We start from the raw sequence: 14,647 nt of genomic DNA, 5'->3' as shown, positions 1-14,647 counted from the left end.
TACCTTCAGCGCCAAATCCGAGAATGACAGCAGCGGGCCCATTGCTGTCCTTCGACGACCTTAGAACTCACCATCTTGGGCTCTTGAGCGGCGGCGGAATTCGGTTCAAGGTTCCGGCCTAAAAGCTTCGATTCACTTGCCGCCGCGTAATCGCGACCTTGCCACATTGTGGAGCCTACGCGCCGTAGGCCGCCATGAAGACCCGTACGGCCTCGCGCAGAAGAGCCCTGTTTTCCCGGGTATCCGGCATATCGAGCTTCAGCATTCCGCGGATGTGCCCGGAGCCCAGGAACATCGACAGGAACAGGTCCGCTGCCTGCAGCGGGTTCCGCACCTTCAGCGTGCCCGCCAAGTGGGCACGGCGCAGGTATGCAGCCAGCTCGCCGTTCGCACGCTCAGGGCCGTCCTTGTAGAACGCTCGGCAGGCTTCCGGCTGCGTCCCCGCGACGCCGTAGGCAGAGCGCAACGCGCCCAGTGCGTCCCCGCGCGCAAGTGCGAGAAACCGGGCGCCGATCGCCAGCAGCACCTTCTCCGGCTGACCCGGGTCCAGCGTCCCGGCGCCCGGGAAGTCAGCCACCACCGCTGCCGTCCTGTCGCGCACGACCGCCTGGAACAGCCCCTCCTTGGAGCCGAAGTTGCTGTACACGGTCATCTTGGAAACACCTGCGTCCGCGGCGATGGCATCCACGCTCGCACGCTCCAGGCCATGCTCGTTGAAGTGCCTTTGCGCCGCTTCCAGGATGCGCCGGCTGCGCTCGGGATCGCGTGGTCGTCCGCGTTGGGGCTTGGGAGCAGGAACTGGGGGGAGAGTCATGAGTGGATTTAGTGGACTTGACAGTTTACTATATCGGACATAAATTACTGTACTTGATAGTCCAATAATCAATCGACCCACACGGAGCCCATCACCATGAATGACGTCATCATCATCGGCGGCAGCTTTGCCGGCCTCGCCGCGGCCCTGCAACTCGGCCGCGCCCGCCGCAAGGTCACAGTTCTCGATACCGGCCTGCCGCGCAATCGCTTCGCCGGCCGCTCGCATGGCCTGCTCGGCCACGATCACAAGCCACCGCTGGACATCCTGGCCGAGGCGCGGCAGCAGCTGGCCCGGTACCCCGCGATCAGGCTGGTCAATGCCCGGGCCGACAACGTCTCCGGCGCCATCGACGATTTCTCCGTCCTCACCGCCGAGGGCGAAAGCCTCGAGGCGCGCCGCGTGATCCTGAGCTACGGCGTCGCCGACCAGATGCCTGAGGTTCCAGGCTTTGCCGAAAGCTGGGGCACGTCCATCGTGCCCTGCCCCTACTGCGACGGCTTCGAAGTCGCCGACCGGCACTGGGGCCACATCTGGTCCGGCCCGCAGTCGCACAACCAGGCCAGGCTGTTCCACGATTGGACCGACAAGTTGACCGTCTTCGCTGACGGTCGCGACATTGCACCCGATATCCGGGCCGATCTGGCCAATCGCAACATCGCTGTCGTCGACGGCCGGATCATCGAGATCGCCCATCGCGAGGGCCGTATTGCCACCGTTAATCTCGATAGCGGTCGCAACGTCGCTGTCGACGTCCTGTTCGCCAACCCGCGCAACAAGCCGTCCGCAAGCCTGCATGAAGCATTGGGCCTCGCCACGGTCGATACGCCCACCGGCATCGTGCTCAAGGTCGACGAGCGTCGCCAGACCAGCATGCCTGGCATCTACGCCGCCGGCGACCTCGCCACGCCCTTCCTGCCCTCGGTCACCCAGGCATCGTCGCAGGGCGCGATGGCGGGCATCTTTGCCCAGCAGTCGATGCTGGCCTGAGAGCACAGATTCCCTTTGCCGAGGGCTGTGGCCAGGAGGACGATCCCGGCGAGGGGCGATCCGCGCAATTGCCGCGGCGGTGCCGCAGCGGCATGGATCGCGATGCCACCGCATTGACCGCTCGTTACATCACTCCGGGCGCCACTGTGTTTTGCACGGCGTGTGGCCTACCTACCTGCCTGCCCGACGACACCCCATGTGTGTCGGCCTCTTGCTTATCCTGTTGGCCGGCAACCCTGAAGATGCTGTTTGCGCTGAGCAATGCGGGGATGGCACGCCGGCACTTGCCGGTCGCGCAGATGAGTGCGACTGCGAAAAAGGGCCTGCGGGACGAAGCGCTGGACCACGGCTTGATGGCCGCGGCCGCCCAGATTCAAGCGCTGCAGCCGGGCAGGAACTCTTACTTGGCCGCCTTCACCAGTTGAGGCTGGATCACGTATTGAGAAGGTATGACATCCCTGTAGTAGGCCTTCCCAGTGAGGTTCTGATTGGCCGAATGAGCTTCCTTGATTGCTTCGGCATTGACAGCGTCGCGCGACCGCGTGAGTGCGAGCGGCGCGATGACCCCGCTGGATCCCGATTCACGAAAAGGATCCGCACTGCCCGCTGCTGCCACCGCTTCCGCAGCGACATCCTCGCGAGAACGAATGCCGGAGCCTTGAAGCACGCCATCGTATGTCTCTGCCTGGGCGTTTGCTGCCACGAGAAAAGCAAGAAAAGTTCCCGAGAAAAAGTGAGTCTTCTTCATGTCTGTCCTTCAAAGTTGTTGATCGTGTCTTTGCAGATCGAACGCTTGTTGCCAAGAAGCTCTTCACCTGCGTACGAAATTCTCTGGGGCTCTGGAAGCGACTTGATGCACGCGAAACGCAACACCGCGTCTTCGGGATGTGAACCTCACCCATGAAGGGCCATGAAATGCCATGAAGGCGGCACCGGGCACTGCGTTCAGCCTCAACGCAGAGTCTTGCCGGGCTTGATCCGACTTTCGAGGAAATCGAGGAATGCCCGGTGAACCGCGGTGCTGTGGCGCCTTTGCAGGTAGACGGCCGAGAGCCACATGTCACTGCGGACGAACTCCGACAGCGCGGGAACCAGCCGGCCGCTGTCGAGGTAGGGCTGCAGCATGACCGTTGGCAAGTACACCACGCCAGCGCCTTGCAGTGCGGCCTGGATGAGCGGGCTGGCCTCGGTGGCATCCAGCCGGCCATGCACCGCGATCTCCAACGGTTCGCCGTCGACTTGGAAGCGCCACTTCGACGATGGGTTCAGGTGGGTACTGATCAACGCATCGTGGTTGGCGAGTTCGCTGGGGTGGGAGGGGTTCCCTTTGCCTTTCCAATACATCGGTGCCGCGCACACGGTCAAACCTATCAGAAGCAGCTTCCGAACAATCAGGTTCTCGTTCGCGATCGGGCCAAAGCGCAACGCAATGTCGACCCCCTCCTCCGCCAGATCGACAAGGCGATTGGTCAGCAGGAGACTGATGCTGACATCGGGATAGTGACCCAGGAAGGCGTTGAACAGCGCCGGCAACTCGGTCTGGTCGATGCCGTGGGGCGCGGAAATGCGCAAACGGCCGCTTGGGTTCGACGCACGATCCTGCAGCTCCGCGCGGGTTGTTTCCACCAACTCCAGCATGGGCTTGCTGCGCTCGAGCAAGAGCACGCCGGCATCCGTGAGGCTGACGGCGTGGCTGGTCCTGTTGAGCAGTCGCACACCGAACCGGCCCTCCAGCGCCGCGACGTATTTGCTCACGGTGGCTCTGGACAGTTCGAGGTGCTTGGCGGCGCGCGAGAAGCTGCCCGACACCGCGACTTCGTTGAAGGTTCGCAAGAGTTCTAGGCTGTCCAAGGCCTCTCCTTCCTTGCAAGACGGTGCCAGACATCGGCCACAGGCAGGTTCCGGCGGGTCGATGTTCAGGCAAGACCGAGCTTTTTTCTCAAGCTCGCGTCGACCGGGCCCGCGGGCATGAAGCGGCGCAGCTTCGTCAGGACCGACGCCTCCCCCGGCGGCGTGCAACGCATGCGCCAGGGGCCGAGGGCCGCCTCGACGATGGTGTTGGCCACACCCTGCGGCGGTGGCGCGTTGTTGACGCCGTCGGCCACCGCGCGCTCGACCCGGCCGCGTTCGCGGTCGTAGTCCGCGATCGGCGTCTTGGCACGGGGCGCGTTGGCGTCGAGGTTGGTTCGGGTGAACGCCGGCTGCACCAGCGTCACGCGAACGCCGAACTGGCGCACCTCGTGGTCCAGCGACTCCGAGAGGCCCTCGAGCGCATGCTTGGTGGCCGCATACATGCCCATGTAGGGCGCCGGCAGCACGCCGAACAGCGAGCTCACGTTGACGATGCGCCCTCGATGCTGCTTGCGCATGGAGGGGAGCACGGCACGCGTGACACGCAGCACGCCGAAGACGTTGGTGTCGAACAGCGCCGCGGCCTCAGCCGTCGCCGTCTCCTCCACCGCGCCGAGCATCATCATTCCCGCGTTGTTGACCAGCACATCGATGCGCAGGCCCTGCTCGATGATGGCGTCGATGCCAGCCCGCACCGATTCTTCCTCCCGGACGTCCATTTCGACGAACTCCACACCGGGCACCACGGGCGCCTTGCGCAGGTCACGCACGGTGCCGAACACCCGGCAGCCTCGTGCGACGAAGATTTCTGCGGCGACGCGCCCGATGCCCGATGACGCGCCGGTCACGACGACAACCGATGAACTCGACATGGTGTTTTCCTTCGATCCAAATGAGTGATGAAAAGCGTTGTCAGTGCGCAGCGGCTGCGGCGTCGCCGGGCCTGATCCTGAACCAGATGGAGTACATCGCCGGCAGGAATACCAGCGTCAGGACCGTGCCCGCCAGGGTGCCGCCGATCAGCGTGTACGCGAGTGCCCCCCAGAACACCGAATGGGTCAGCGGAATGAACGCCAGGATCGCCGCCAGCGCGGTCAGGATCACCGGTCGCGCACGCTGCACGGTGGCCTCGACGACCGCGTGGAACGGATCGAGCCCTTCCTGCTGGTTGTGGTGGATCTGACCGATCAGGATCAGCGTGTTGCGCATCAGGATGCCCGAGAGCGCCACGAGGCCGACCAGCGCATTGATGCCGAAAGGCTGCTGGAAGACAAGCAGCGTCGGCACCACGCCGATCAGCCCCAGCGGGCTCGTCAGAAAGACCATGACCATCGCGGAGATCGAGCGCACCTGGAAGATGATGATGAGCAGCGTGGCCGCCAGCATGATCGGGAACAGCGGCAACATGGCTTTGGTTGCCTTGCCCGACTCCTCGATGGAGCCGGCCTGGTCGATGCGGTAGCCGGCGGGCAGCTTGTCCATGAGGGGCTGCAGTTGCGCGGTGATGGCCGTCGACACGTCGGGAGGCTGCAAGCCATCGGCGATGTCCCCGTGCACGGTGATCGTCGGCACGCGGTCACGCCGGCGCATGACCGGCTCTTCCATGCGCACCTCGACCTCACCCACCTGCGACAACGGAATGCGCTGCCCGTTGGTCCCCGACAGTGTGAAGTCCGCGATCCTCGCCGCGTCGAGGCGGGTGGCGCCGGCCGAGCGCGCCACCACCTGCACCGTGCGGATGTCCTCGCGCACGGCGGTGATGGGCACACCGCTCAGGAAGAACTGCAACTGCTGCGCCACCGCGCTGGAGCTCAGCCCCACGGCCTGCAGGCGGTCCTGGTGCAGGGTGAAGTGCAGCGTGGGCGTGCGCGTACCCCAGTCGGTGTTGACCGTGCGCATCATCGGGCTGGCCTCCATGACCTGCTGCACCTGCGCCGCGATGTCGCGCAGCTTGTCGGGGTCCGGGCCCGTGACGCGGTAGGCGACGGGGAACGGCGAGTACGGGCCGAACACGAGCTGGGTGACGCGCACCCGCGCTTCGGAGGCCAGGCCGTCGGCGATGGCCTCGCGCAGCCGGTGCTTCAGGGCTTCGCGCTCTTGCTGGCTGTCGGTGCGTACCACGATCTTGGCGAACGACGGATCGGGCAACTCGGGGCCCATCGCGAAGAAGAAGCGCGGCGCGCCCTGCCCGATATAGGACGTGACGATGTGGGCCTCCTTCTGTCCGGCCAACCAGGCCTCCACCTTCGCCGTGGCCTCGCTGGTCCGCGTGATCGAGGTGCCATAGGGCATCTGCACCTCCACCAGGACTTCGGGCCGGTCCGAGATCGGAAAGAACTGTTTCTTGACCAGGCCCATGCCGAGGACGGCCGCCACGAGAAGGCCGACCACCGCACCGGCCACCGCCCATTTGCGTGCGATCACACGGCCGAGTATCCCGCGCAGCCGGTTGTAGCGCTGCGTGCCATAGATCGCGGCGTGACCGCCTTCGATCTTCTTGAAATCGGGCAGCAGCTTGACACCGAGGTAGGGCGTGAAGACGACCGCGACCACCCAGGACGCGATCAGCGCAATGCCGACGATCCAGAACATGTTGCTGGTGTATTCGCCTGCGCTTGATGGCGCGAAGCCGTTGGGCATGAAGCCGACGGCCGTGACCAGCGTGCCCGAGAGCATCGGCGCGGCGGTGTGACTCCAGGCGTAGGCGGAGGCGGCGACGCGGCTGTAGCCCTCCTCCATCTTCACCACCATCATCTCGATGGCGATGATGGCATCGTCCACCAGCAGGCCCAGCGCGAGGATCAGGGAGCCGAGCGTTATGCGATCGAAGTCCTTGCCTGTCGCAGCCATCACCACGAAGACGATCGCCAGCGTCAGCGGCACTGCGGCGGCGACGACAAGGCCTGCGCGCCAGCCCATGCTCAGGAAGCTCACGAGCATGACCACCAGCAGCGCGGCGAAGAACTTGACCATGAACTCATCGACCGCGGCGCTGATGTTGACGGCTTGGTCCGTGACCTTGGTCAGGCTCATGCCCAGCGGCTGCTCGGCATTGATCGCCCCCACCTCGCGCTCCAGCGCCTTGCCCAGGTCGAGCCCGTTCTGGCCTTCTCGCATGACCACCCCCAGCAGCAGGGCGGGCTCGCCGCCGTTGCGGATGATGAAGCTCGCCGGGTCTTCGTAGCCCCGCTTGACCTCGGCGATATCCGACAGCTTCAGCGTACGGCCCTGCGCCGTAACGGGCGTATCGCGGATCTTCTTCAGTTCATCGAAAGGCCCGTCCAGGCGAATGAATACCTGCGGACCTTTGGTTTCCACGGAGCCAGCCGGCGTCAGGGCATTCTGGCCATTGAGCGCGGCAAACACGTCCTGTGCACTGACGCCGAGGGTCGCCAGGCGCTCGTGCGAGAACTCGACGTAGATGCGCTCGGACTGTTCCCCGGCGATGTTGACCTTCTTCACGCCCGGCACATGCAGCAGGCGCTGGCGCAGCGTCTCGGCGTCGCGCACCAGCAGGCGCTGCGCCTCGCCCTTCGCCTTGAGGGCGTACAGCGCGAAGGTGACGTCCGCGTACTCGTCGTTGAGCATCGGCCCGATCACGCCGGCAGGAAGATTGCCCGCCTCGTCGCCGACCTTCTTGCGGGCTTGGTAGAACTGCTCCTGCACCTGAGAAGGCGGTGTGCTGTCGAGCAGGGTCAGCGTCGTGAAGGCCAAACCGGGCCGGGTGTAGGTCTCGGCGCGGTCGTAGTAGCGCAACTCCTGCAGGCGCTTCTCGATCTTCTCGGCGACCTGATCCTGCATTTCCTGCGCGGTCGCGCCGGGCCACGCGGTGACGATGGTCATCACCTTGACGGTGAAGGCTGGGTCTTCCGCCCGGCCCAGCTTGAAGAACGACACCAGGCCCGCCAGCGAGATCAGGCAGATCAGGAACAAGGTGATCGAGCGCTCGCGCACCGCGAGCGCCGACAGGTTGAAGCGGCCTGCGTTCACTGGCGGACTCCGTGCGCCGCGACGGCGCCCGCCTGGCCCGCCACCCGTACCTGCTCGCCCTCGCGCAGCAGGTGCGCGCCGAGTGCGACGATCCGGTCGCCCTGCTGGAGCGCCCCGGTAACGCGCGCGCCATCGTCATCCAGGCGTTCGACCACGACTGGCCGCCAGTTGACCTTGGCCGGCTCGCCACTGACGAGCCACACACCCGGCCCCTTGCCCGCGTCGAAGAGCGCGCCGATCGGCACCTGCAGTCCGCCCGACGCGGAGGAAAGGCCCTGAGGAATCCGGATGGTGACCGTCGCACCCAACGGCGCATCGGCGAGCTCGCCCTTGAGCACATAGCGTGCCTCGAAGGTGCGAGTCTGCCGGTCCGCGGCCTCCGAGAGCTGCCGCAGCGTGGTCGCCACGCTCAGGCCTTCCCTGCCGAAGAGCGTGGCCTGCCCCACGGACCCGACCGCGGGCCGCAGGGTTTCCGGCAACTGGACCACGGCTTCGCGCGGGCCGGCGCGGGCCACGCGGACCACCGTCTGACCAGCGCTCACGACCTGGCCGGGCTCGGCCAGCGTTTCCATGACCACCCCGTCGCCGTCGGCCACGAGCTCGGCGTAGCCGCTCGCATTGCGCGCGACGTCCGCCTGTGCCTCGGCCGCGCTCAGCTGGGCCTTGGCCGCGTCCGCGGCTGCCTTGACCTGGTCGTAGGTCGATGCCGAGATCGCACCGGTGCCGCGCAGATCGCGGTAGCGGGCCTCGTCCTGCGCCGCTTGCTGCAAGCGCGCCCGTGCCGCGGCGACCGCCTCCTGCTGTGCATGGGCCGCAAGCTTCAGGTCGGCGGGGTCGAGGCGCATGAGCACCTGCCCGCGCCTGACGGCCTGCCCAGTGTCCACCAGCCGCTGCAGGACCTTGCCCGAGACCCGGAAGCCCAGGTCGCTCTGGATCCGGGCGGCCACGGTGCCCGTGAAGGCACGCGACGCAGTGCCAGCGCTCTCGACCACCGCGACGCGAACCTGCGGCGCCTTGGTTCGTGGGTCGGGCGGCGCCTTCTCGCCGCAGGCGACCAGCGCGAGCGGCAATGCACAGGTGACGGTGGAGATAGCAAGGAGGCGCCAAAGCATGAGAGTCCCGGTATCGAAATGATCAGGACCCGAATTCTGATTCTTGTGACCAATTTAGTCAACAGTCACAATGAATTTGGCTTTATGGAGACAAGCTGCGCAGCACCAGGCTGGACAACTGGGAAGGCGCTTCAGCCGTGTGATCGAAGCTGTACTGCAGCAGCAGCGGATTGATGTAGGGGTGCATGACGAGGTAGATGGCCGAGACCGCCTCGTCGATCGGCGTCTTGCGCTCGAACTCCCCCATCTCCCGGCCTTCGCGCAGGATGTCCTGGAGCAATTGCCGAATGTGCGCTTCATGCGCAAACACCACCTGCCAGCGCTCGGTGGCGGCGGAACTCGCAATTTCGTAGAGCTTGCGATCCTCGGAGAACAGGCGAAGACTCGCCTCGACCACCGACTTGAACATCCGGCGCAGCTTCTCTGGAGGACGATCTGCCCCGTCGACCGCAGCGCGCACCTCGGCGTGGATCTCACGCAGGCAGTTTGCGCAGATCATTTCGCCGATGGCCTGCTTGGACTCGAAGAACTTGTAGATGTAGGCCTTGGAAAAACCGATGGCCTTGGCGAGATCGGAAACGGTCGTCTTTTCATATCCGTACCGGCTGAAGTGTTCGGTCGCCGCGGCAACGATCTGGTCGCGCACGTCGTGGTCGGCCGGCCCGCGTGCCACGCCAGCAGAGGAGATTGCTTTGCTCATGCCTGACAGCTTACCGCGCGCCGAAAGAATGAACAACGAGTGACCATATTGATATATAGTCACAACCAATCGACGTTTTTCTTTTCCGCTCAGGAAGAACACCATGCTCCAGCGCATCCTTGTCCCGTTCATCGCGACCGGCCTTCTTGCGGGTTGCGCGGTCGGCCCCGACTACGCACGGCCCGACACACCCATGCCGCCGCAGTACCTTGGCCAGCAGGGCCTCGAGCGGCGGACCGCCCCGGCCAGCGCTGACCTCCGCGTTTGGTGGACCGGCTTCGGCGATCCAAAGCTCGTTCGGTTCGTCACGCTCGCGCTTGCGCAAAACCTCGATCTCGCCCAGGCATCCGCGCGCGTCGCACAGGCACGTGCGGCATTGGGCGCCGCGAATGCCGCCCTGCTGCCCTCGGGCAACGTCAGCGCACAGGCAGCCCGGGCCTACCAGTCCGTCGAAACGCCGCTGGGACAGGTGCTGAACTCGAGGCCCGGCTTCGACCGCTACGGCAGCGCCTACGAAGCCAATCTCGGTGCGAGCTGGGAAGTGGACCTGTTCGGAGGCCTGCGCCGCGGGCGCGAAGCGGCAATCGCCGAATACCAGGCCTCGGAGGCCTCAGCGGCCGCCACGCGGTTGACGGTGGCGGCTCAGACCGCCGACATCTACATCAGCATCCGCGGCCTGCAGACGCGCCTCGGCGTGGCGCGCCGGCAGGTGCAGACGCAGCAACAGCTGCTGTCCACGGTCAACCTTCTCTACGGCAAGGGGCTGGCCGCTGAACTCCAGGTGCGGCAGGCCGAAGGCGCGCTGGCCCAGGTCCAGGCCGCCGTCCCGGTCCTGGAGGCTGGCCTGGCCACAGCCATGAACGCGCTTGACGTGATGCTGGGTGCCTCGCCGGGCACGCACCGGGCCGAATTGGCCGAAGCCGGCGCCATTCCCGTCGCGCCGCAGATCCACGACTCGGGCACACCGGGTGACCTGCTCAGGCGACGCCCAGACCTGATTGCGGCCGAGCGCCGTCTCGCCGCGTCGAACGCCCGCATCGGCGTGGCCGTCGCCGAGTACTACCCCAAGCTGTCCTTGAGCGGCATGCTGGGCAGCGCGACGTCCGTGGCGAGCGGCAATCTCTTCACCGGCGGCGCCAGCCAGGCGGCCGGAGTGCTGGGCCTGCGCTGGCGCCTCTTCGATTTCGGCCGCATCGACGCGCAGATCGATCTCGCCAAGGGCCAGGACGCGGAACTGCTCGGCGCATATCGGCTGGCCGTGCTGCGCGCCACCGAGGATGTCGAGAACGCCCTCTCGGCCCTTGCCAAGCGCGAGGAGCAAGCCGGCTTGCTGGCCCAGGGCGTGGACTCGCTGGGCCGCGCGCGCAGCGCTTCCTTCGCGGCCTACCAGCAAGGCGTGGTGAGCCTGATCGAAGTGCTGCAGGCCGACGACAACCTGCTGCGCGCCTCCGATGCGAAAGCCCAGGCGCAGACCGAAGCGGCACGCGCCGCGGTCATGGCCTTCAAGGCACTGGGAGGCGGCTGGGAGCCCAGCGAGAGCCGTGCAGTCGCAAGTCGATAGCCGCACCTCGGACTGCCCTGCTTCCTTCGCAAGCGCGTGAACCGGAGAACGAAATGAGCGAAGACCTCAACGCCGAGCAACAACGTGCGCCAGGCTTCTGGCGAAAACTCGTGCAGGCGCTCGAAGGGATGGACGAGTCCTATGTGGACAGTCTGGAGACGCGCATCCACGCGCTGGAAGTCGAAGTCGCCCGGCTGGGCGCGCTGGAAAGAAGACGCAGCAATTTTTCGACGCCCGATTCCACCTGGCGGGGGTAAAGGTGCCGGGCCCGAGGGCTTGCATCAGCCCGAGACAAGCATGCTGGGCGGTTCCGGCCAGACTCGCTGTCGCGACCATTTTTCGTGCCGCCTTGGCGGTGACGACGATCGGATCGCACAAGGCACTCACTCCGCGTGTTCGCGCACGTACGCTCGAAGCCCCTCGATGTTCAGCACGTTGATGCTGCCGTAGTGGATGTGAAGCAGGCCCGCCTCCTCCAGCTCGTGCAGGGCACGGTGGGCGACCTGGCGAGAAATGCCAGCCAGCCGGCCAATCTCCTCCTGCGATATGTGAAGTACCGGATGGGTCTGCGGGTTGAGTTGAGGATTGAAGAACTCAGCCAGGCAACTCGCCACGCGCGAGTTGATGTCGTGCATCCGATAGCTCTCGGCAAGCGCAATGAACTGACCAAGCCGCGCGTTGAGTTGGTGCATCATGAAATGGCAGAAGCTCAAGCTGTGGGCGACCAGGTAATGGAAGGTATGGCTGGGCATCAACGCGATGCGGCTGTCGTGCAAGGCGACAACGCCATAGGGACGCAATTCGCCCTTGAGTACAGATCCCTCCCCAAGCCAACCGCCATTGGATACCCCCGTCAAGGTGGTGCTTCTGCCGTCCGCCGCCAGGACATCGACCTTGACCATCCCTTCGACGACTCCGATCCAGTGCGTCGCAGGACTTGATTTGTGGCAGACGATCTCGCCGGCTGAATAAAACCGGTCCTGCGTTTCCAGTTCGACGCGTTGAAGTTGCTCTTGCGTCAGTCCGCGAGCCCAGGCAGCCGCGCGCAATGTCGAGATGGTCTGCACGTGCTTTGTCATTGGAAAGACTTTCTTCCTCGGCCTTACTGCCTAGCATGCGCTGCGCAGGCGACATGCCTGGGGCGCCCGAGTTTATGTGGCAGCACGAACAGGAGACAAATCATGAAAAACCCTCTCTCGATGGCAACCTGCGCGCTGTCCATCAGCCTGCTGGTGGCGTGCGGCGGCGGTGGTGGCGGAAGCAGCTTGCCGCTACTCTTCCCGACAACCACGCCAACGCAAACCCCTCCATCGCCCACGCCCTCGCCGGTTGCGTCGGCGCAGGAGAAGTGCGCCGTCTTCTCTGGCGCTTCGCTCGCGGGTGCAACGTTGAAAGACGCCACGTTCGTCCCCGCAACGGCAGTGGCCGCAGAGTACTGCAAGGTCACGGGCACCCTTCATGGCTCGCTCAACTTCGAGGTGCACCTACCCACCGAATGGAACAACAGGCTCTTGTACGCCGGCGGCGGCGGTTGGGACGGCAGCATCAGCATCACGCCCATCTCGCCAAGCGGTTCAACCGCAGGCTACGTCCTCGTCGCCTCGGACGGCGGGCGCCAGGGAGATGCCCTGGATGCCTCGGTCTTCCTGAACAATCCCACGGCCCAGGCGGACTTCGGCTACCTCTCGATCCATTCGGTCAATGAGATCGCCAAGGAGATCGTTCGCAAGCGCTATGGCTCGGATGCCGAGTTCAGCTATTTCGAGGGTTGCTCCAATGGCGGCAGGGAAGCACTGATCCAGGCCACGCGCTTCCCGAACGACTTCGACGGCATCGTCGTGCGTGCGCCGGCCTACTCGTTTACCGAGCTGTTCCAGGCTTTCGTCGCGAACGGGAAGGCGCTCGCCGCGCCGGGCGGGCAACTCAGCGATGCGAAGGTCTCGCTCATCGGCAAGGCCGTCACTGCGCAATGCGACAACCTGGACGGCGTTGCCGACGGTATCGTGAGCAATCAGGAAGCCTGTACTTTCGACCCTGCGGTGTTGCGCTGTACCGCAGGCGACGCCGACACCTGCCTGACCGACCCGCAGATCGCGACCGCCAAGACGATCTACTCGGAGCTCAAGCGTGCTGACGGAAGCACCGTCTACCCGGGCTGGGGGCCCGGCGGTGAAGACCTGGGCTGGCCAGTTTGGGTGACCGGCTCCGCCATCGGCGGCACAGGTCTGCAGTTCCAGTTCGGCAGCGGCTTGGTGAAGTACTGGGTCACCGGCGACCCGTCCTTCAACGTGCTTGGTTTCGACCCGGAGTTCTATTCTGCGGGACTGCGCCTGGCCGCGACCACGCTCGATGCGACGCCAGACCTGCGCTCCTTCTTCGGACAAGGCGGCAAGATGATCCTTGCCCATGGAACGAACGATTGGGCGATCAGCTACAAGGGGTCGGTCAAGTATTTCAACGACGTCGCGACCGCCGTTGGCGGCACGTCCACGCGCGATGCTTCGATGGAGTTCTTCCTCCAGCCCGGCGTTCAACATTGCGCTGGAGGCGTCGGCCCCGACACGGTCGACCTCGTGGATGCTGTCGCGAAATGGCGAGAAGGCGGCGCAAAGCCTTCCACGCAGAGCGTCGTGATAACGAAGCTTGATCCGACGACCAAGGCGCCCGTTCTGGCGCGGCCTCTGTGCAAGTACCCGAGCTTCCCGAAGTACAAAGGTAGCGGCGACATCAACTCGGCGGAGAGCTACAGCTGCCAGAGTTCTTGAGAGGTTCAACACATTGGGGTTGCCGTGCACGTTTGCACTTCGAGCGGCAGTGGCCAGAGTGGCCGAACGCCTGTCTGTCTTGGGTCAGTAGGCACCCATGTAGTCGCGCTTGCCGATCTCCATACCGTTGTGACGCAAGATGGCATAGGTGGTGGTCAGGTGGAAGAAAAACTGCGGCAGTCCATAGTGCAGAAGATATGCGCCTGCAGTCAGCTTCTTTTCCTTGGGGGTGCCGGGGCGCAATACGATCTCGCGGCTCTCGCTTGAATCAAATTGCTCAGGCTTGAAGGAGCCGATATGGGCCAAAGCTTTGGCGATCAACGCTTGGAGGTCGGCGAAGCTGACCTCGGTGTCGGGCCAGGACGGCACCTCGGCACCAGCCAGGCGGGAGGCAATGCCCTTGGAGAAGTCTGCGGCGATCTGTACCTGACGTACCAGCGGAAACATGTCAGGGAACAGCCGCGCCTGCAGCAGCGCATTTGGATCGATATTTCTTTGCGTCGCCTGGTCTTCGGCCTTCTTGAGCACGTCGGACAGGGCGCGCAGCATCTGCTGCATGACGGGAACGGAGGCGTTGTACAGCGGGCTAGTCATGGTGAGTTCACTTCAAAAATTGGGCACGATGGCCGGAGTTGGCGTGGCAGGGGCCCTGCCGACCATGTAAGGCTAACAGCACAGGGCGAACTGAATCGCCCCGGCTTTTGTGGCTAGCTTTTCTTCCCGCTGGTAGTCGGAGCAGCCGCGTTGAAGGGCGGTTCATTAGCAAGAAGCGGACGTCAATTGCAGACGCACGACGGACCGCGATCGCTGGCGGATTCAACCGGTCGATGCAACACACTTATAACTGCGTAGGCAGAAGGAGTG

Annotated in this window: 14 protein-coding genes; 5 read left to right on the top strand and 9 right to left on the bottom strand. The window is 64.8% G+C overall.

Annotated features, from left to right (window positions below):
* Window positions 1-175: 175 nt before the first annotated feature.
* The gene (locus tag QRN67_RS19020; RefSeq protein WP_093060024.1) at window positions 176-814 is read right to left on the bottom strand and encodes a TetR/AcrR family transcriptional regulator; all 639 of its coding nucleotides are present in this window, start codon (window positions 812-814) and stop codon (window positions 176-178) included.
* 96 nt (window positions 815-910) lie between these two features.
* Between QRN67_RS19020 and QRN67_RS19015 the strand changes: the two genes are divergently transcribed.
* Entirely contained in the window at window positions 911-1,804 is an 894-nt protein-coding gene (locus QRN67_RS19015; RefSeq protein ID WP_285413117.1) for an NAD(P)/FAD-dependent oxidoreductase, read from the top strand.
* Between the two features lie 242 nt (window positions 1,805-2,046).
* Window positions 2,047-2,229 (top strand): hypothetical protein, encoded by a 183-nt coding sequence (locus QRN67_RS19010; RefSeq protein WP_285413115.1) that lies wholly within the window; start codon window positions 2,047-2,049, stop codon window positions 2,227-2,229.
* Here the strand turns inward: QRN67_RS19010 and QRN67_RS19005 are convergent.
* The 6 genes from QRN67_RS19005 to QRN67_RS18980 all read right to left on the bottom strand — a co-directional run bounded on the left by QRN67_RS19005 (window position 2,205) and on the right by QRN67_RS18980 (window position 9,457).
* Window positions 2,205-2,552, bottom strand: coding sequence for a hypothetical protein (locus QRN67_RS19005; protein ID WP_285413113.1), 348 nt, complete (start codon window positions 2,550-2,552; stop codon window positions 2,205-2,207). The two genes, QRN67_RS19010 and QRN67_RS19005, sit on opposite strands and share 25 nt — an antisense overlap.
* Window positions 2,553-2,755: 203 nt before the next feature.
* On the bottom strand, window positions 2,756-3,655 hold the full coding sequence (locus tag QRN67_RS19000) for a LysR family transcriptional regulator (RefSeq protein ID WP_285413112.1): 900 nt from the start codon (window positions 3,653-3,655) through the stop codon (window positions 2,756-2,758).
* Between the two features lie 65 nt (window positions 3,656-3,720).
* Window positions 3,721-4,527, bottom strand: a complete 807-nt coding sequence (locus tag QRN67_RS18995; protein WP_285413111.1) for an oxidoreductase — start codon at window positions 4,525-4,527, stop codon at window positions 3,721-3,723.
* A gap of 40 nt (window positions 4,528-4,567) precedes the next feature.
* Window positions 4,568-7,645 (bottom strand): efflux RND transporter permease subunit, encoded by a 3,078-nt coding sequence (locus QRN67_RS18990; protein ID WP_285413110.1) that lies wholly within the window; start codon window positions 7,643-7,645, stop codon window positions 4,568-4,570.
* On the bottom strand, window positions 7,642-8,757 hold the full coding sequence (locus tag QRN67_RS18985) for an efflux RND transporter periplasmic adaptor subunit (RefSeq protein WP_285413109.1): 1,116 nt from the start codon (window positions 8,755-8,757) through the stop codon (window positions 7,642-7,644). The genes QRN67_RS18990 and QRN67_RS18985 overlap by 4 nt, the downstream gene beginning before the upstream one ends.
* 82 nt (window positions 8,758-8,839) lie before the next feature.
* Window positions 8,840-9,457 (bottom strand): TetR/AcrR family transcriptional regulator, encoded by a 618-nt coding sequence (locus QRN67_RS18980; RefSeq protein WP_285413187.1) that lies wholly within the window; start codon window positions 9,455-9,457, stop codon window positions 8,840-8,842.
* Window positions 9,458-9,560: 103 nt separating this feature from the next.
* Here QRN67_RS18980 and QRN67_RS18975 point away from each other — a divergent pair, with 103 nt between their 5' ends.
* Entirely contained in the window at window positions 9,561-11,018 is a 1,458-nt protein-coding gene (locus QRN67_RS18975) for an efflux transporter outer membrane subunit (protein ID WP_285413108.1), read from the top strand.
* 53 nt (window positions 11,019-11,071) lie between these two features.
* Window positions 11,072-11,275 carry a hypothetical protein gene (locus QRN67_RS18970; RefSeq protein WP_285413107.1) on the top strand — a complete coding sequence of 68 codons (204 nt, stop codon included), beginning with the start codon at window positions 11,072-11,074 and terminating at the stop codon, window positions 11,273-11,275.
* Between the two features lie 126 nt (window positions 11,276-11,401).
* On the opposite strand, the gene QRN67_RS18965 is transcribed toward QRN67_RS18970, so the two are convergent.
* Window positions 11,402-12,097: a Crp/Fnr family transcriptional regulator gene (locus QRN67_RS18965; protein WP_285413106.1), complete on the bottom strand. Its 696-nt coding sequence runs from the start codon at window positions 12,095-12,097 to the stop codon at window positions 11,402-11,404.
* Between the two features lie 102 nt (window positions 12,098-12,199).
* Between QRN67_RS18965 and QRN67_RS18960 the strand changes: the two genes are divergently transcribed.
* Window positions 12,200-13,783, top strand: a complete 1,584-nt coding sequence (locus tag QRN67_RS18960; RefSeq protein ID WP_285413105.1) for a tannase/feruloyl esterase family alpha/beta hydrolase — start codon at window positions 12,200-12,202, stop codon at window positions 13,781-13,783.
* A gap of 84 nt (window positions 13,784-13,867) precedes the next feature.
* Here the strand turns inward: QRN67_RS18960 and QRN67_RS18955 are convergent, their stop codons facing one another.
* Window positions 13,868-14,377: a DUF1993 domain-containing protein gene (locus tag QRN67_RS18955; protein WP_285413104.1), complete on the bottom strand. Its 510-nt coding sequence runs from the start codon at window positions 14,375-14,377 to the stop codon at window positions 13,868-13,870.
* Window positions 14,378-14,647 lie beyond the last annotated feature (270 nt).

Source organism: Variovorax sp. efr-133-TYG-130 (assembly GCF_030208835.1).
GTDB lineage: Bacteria > Pseudomonadota > Gammaproteobacteria > Burkholderiales > Burkholderiaceae_C > Variovorax.
Note: the sequence above shows the minus strand (reverse complement) of the source record. Positions and strands in the feature narration are given on the sequence as shown.

Bases quoted from the DNA above. Each gene is read 5' to 3' on its own strand.
- QRN67_RS18985 (WP_285413109.1), bottom strand. From the start codon at position 8,757: ATGCTTTGGCGCCTCCTTGCTATCTCCACCGTCACCTGTGCATTGCCG.
- QRN67_RS18975 (WP_285413108.1), top strand. From the start codon at position 9,561: ATGCTCCAGCGCATCCTTGTCCCGTTCATCGCGACCGGCCTTCTTGCG.
- QRN67_RS19010 (WP_285413115.1), top strand. From the start codon at position 2,047: ATGCTGTTTGCGCTGAGCAATGCGGGGATGGCACGCCGGCACTTGCCG.
- QRN67_RS18960 (WP_285413105.1), top strand. From the start codon at position 12,200: ATGAAAAACCCTCTCTCGATGGCAACCTGCGCGCTGTCCATCAGCCTG.
- QRN67_RS19005 (WP_285413113.1), bottom strand. From the start codon at position 2,552: ATGAAGAAGACTCACTTTTTCTCGGGAACTTTTCTTGCTTTTCTCGTG.
- QRN67_RS18980 (WP_285413187.1), bottom strand. From the start codon at position 9,457: ATGAGCAAAGCAATCTCCTCTGCTGGCGTGGCACGCGGGCCGGCCGAC.
- QRN67_RS18955 (WP_285413104.1), bottom strand. From the start codon at position 14,377: ATGACTAGCCCGCTGTACAACGCCTCCGTTCCCGTCATGCAGCAGATG.
- QRN67_RS19020 (WP_093060024.1), bottom strand. From the start codon at position 814: ATGACTCTCCCCCCAGTTCCTGCTCCCAAGCCCCAACGCGGACGACCA.
- QRN67_RS18970 (WP_285413107.1), top strand. From the start codon at position 11,072: ATGAGCGAAGACCTCAACGCCGAGCAACAACGTGCGCCAGGCTTCTGG.
- QRN67_RS19015 (WP_285413117.1), top strand. From the start codon at position 911: ATGAATGACGTCATCATCATCGGCGGCAGCTTTGCCGGCCTCGCCGCG.
- QRN67_RS18995 (WP_285413111.1), bottom strand. From the start codon at position 4,527: ATGTCGAGTTCATCGGTTGTCGTCGTGACCGGCGCGTCATCGGGCATC.
- QRN67_RS18965 (WP_285413106.1), bottom strand. From the start codon at position 12,097: ATGACAAAGCACGTGCAGACCATCTCGACATTGCGCGCGGCTGCCTGG.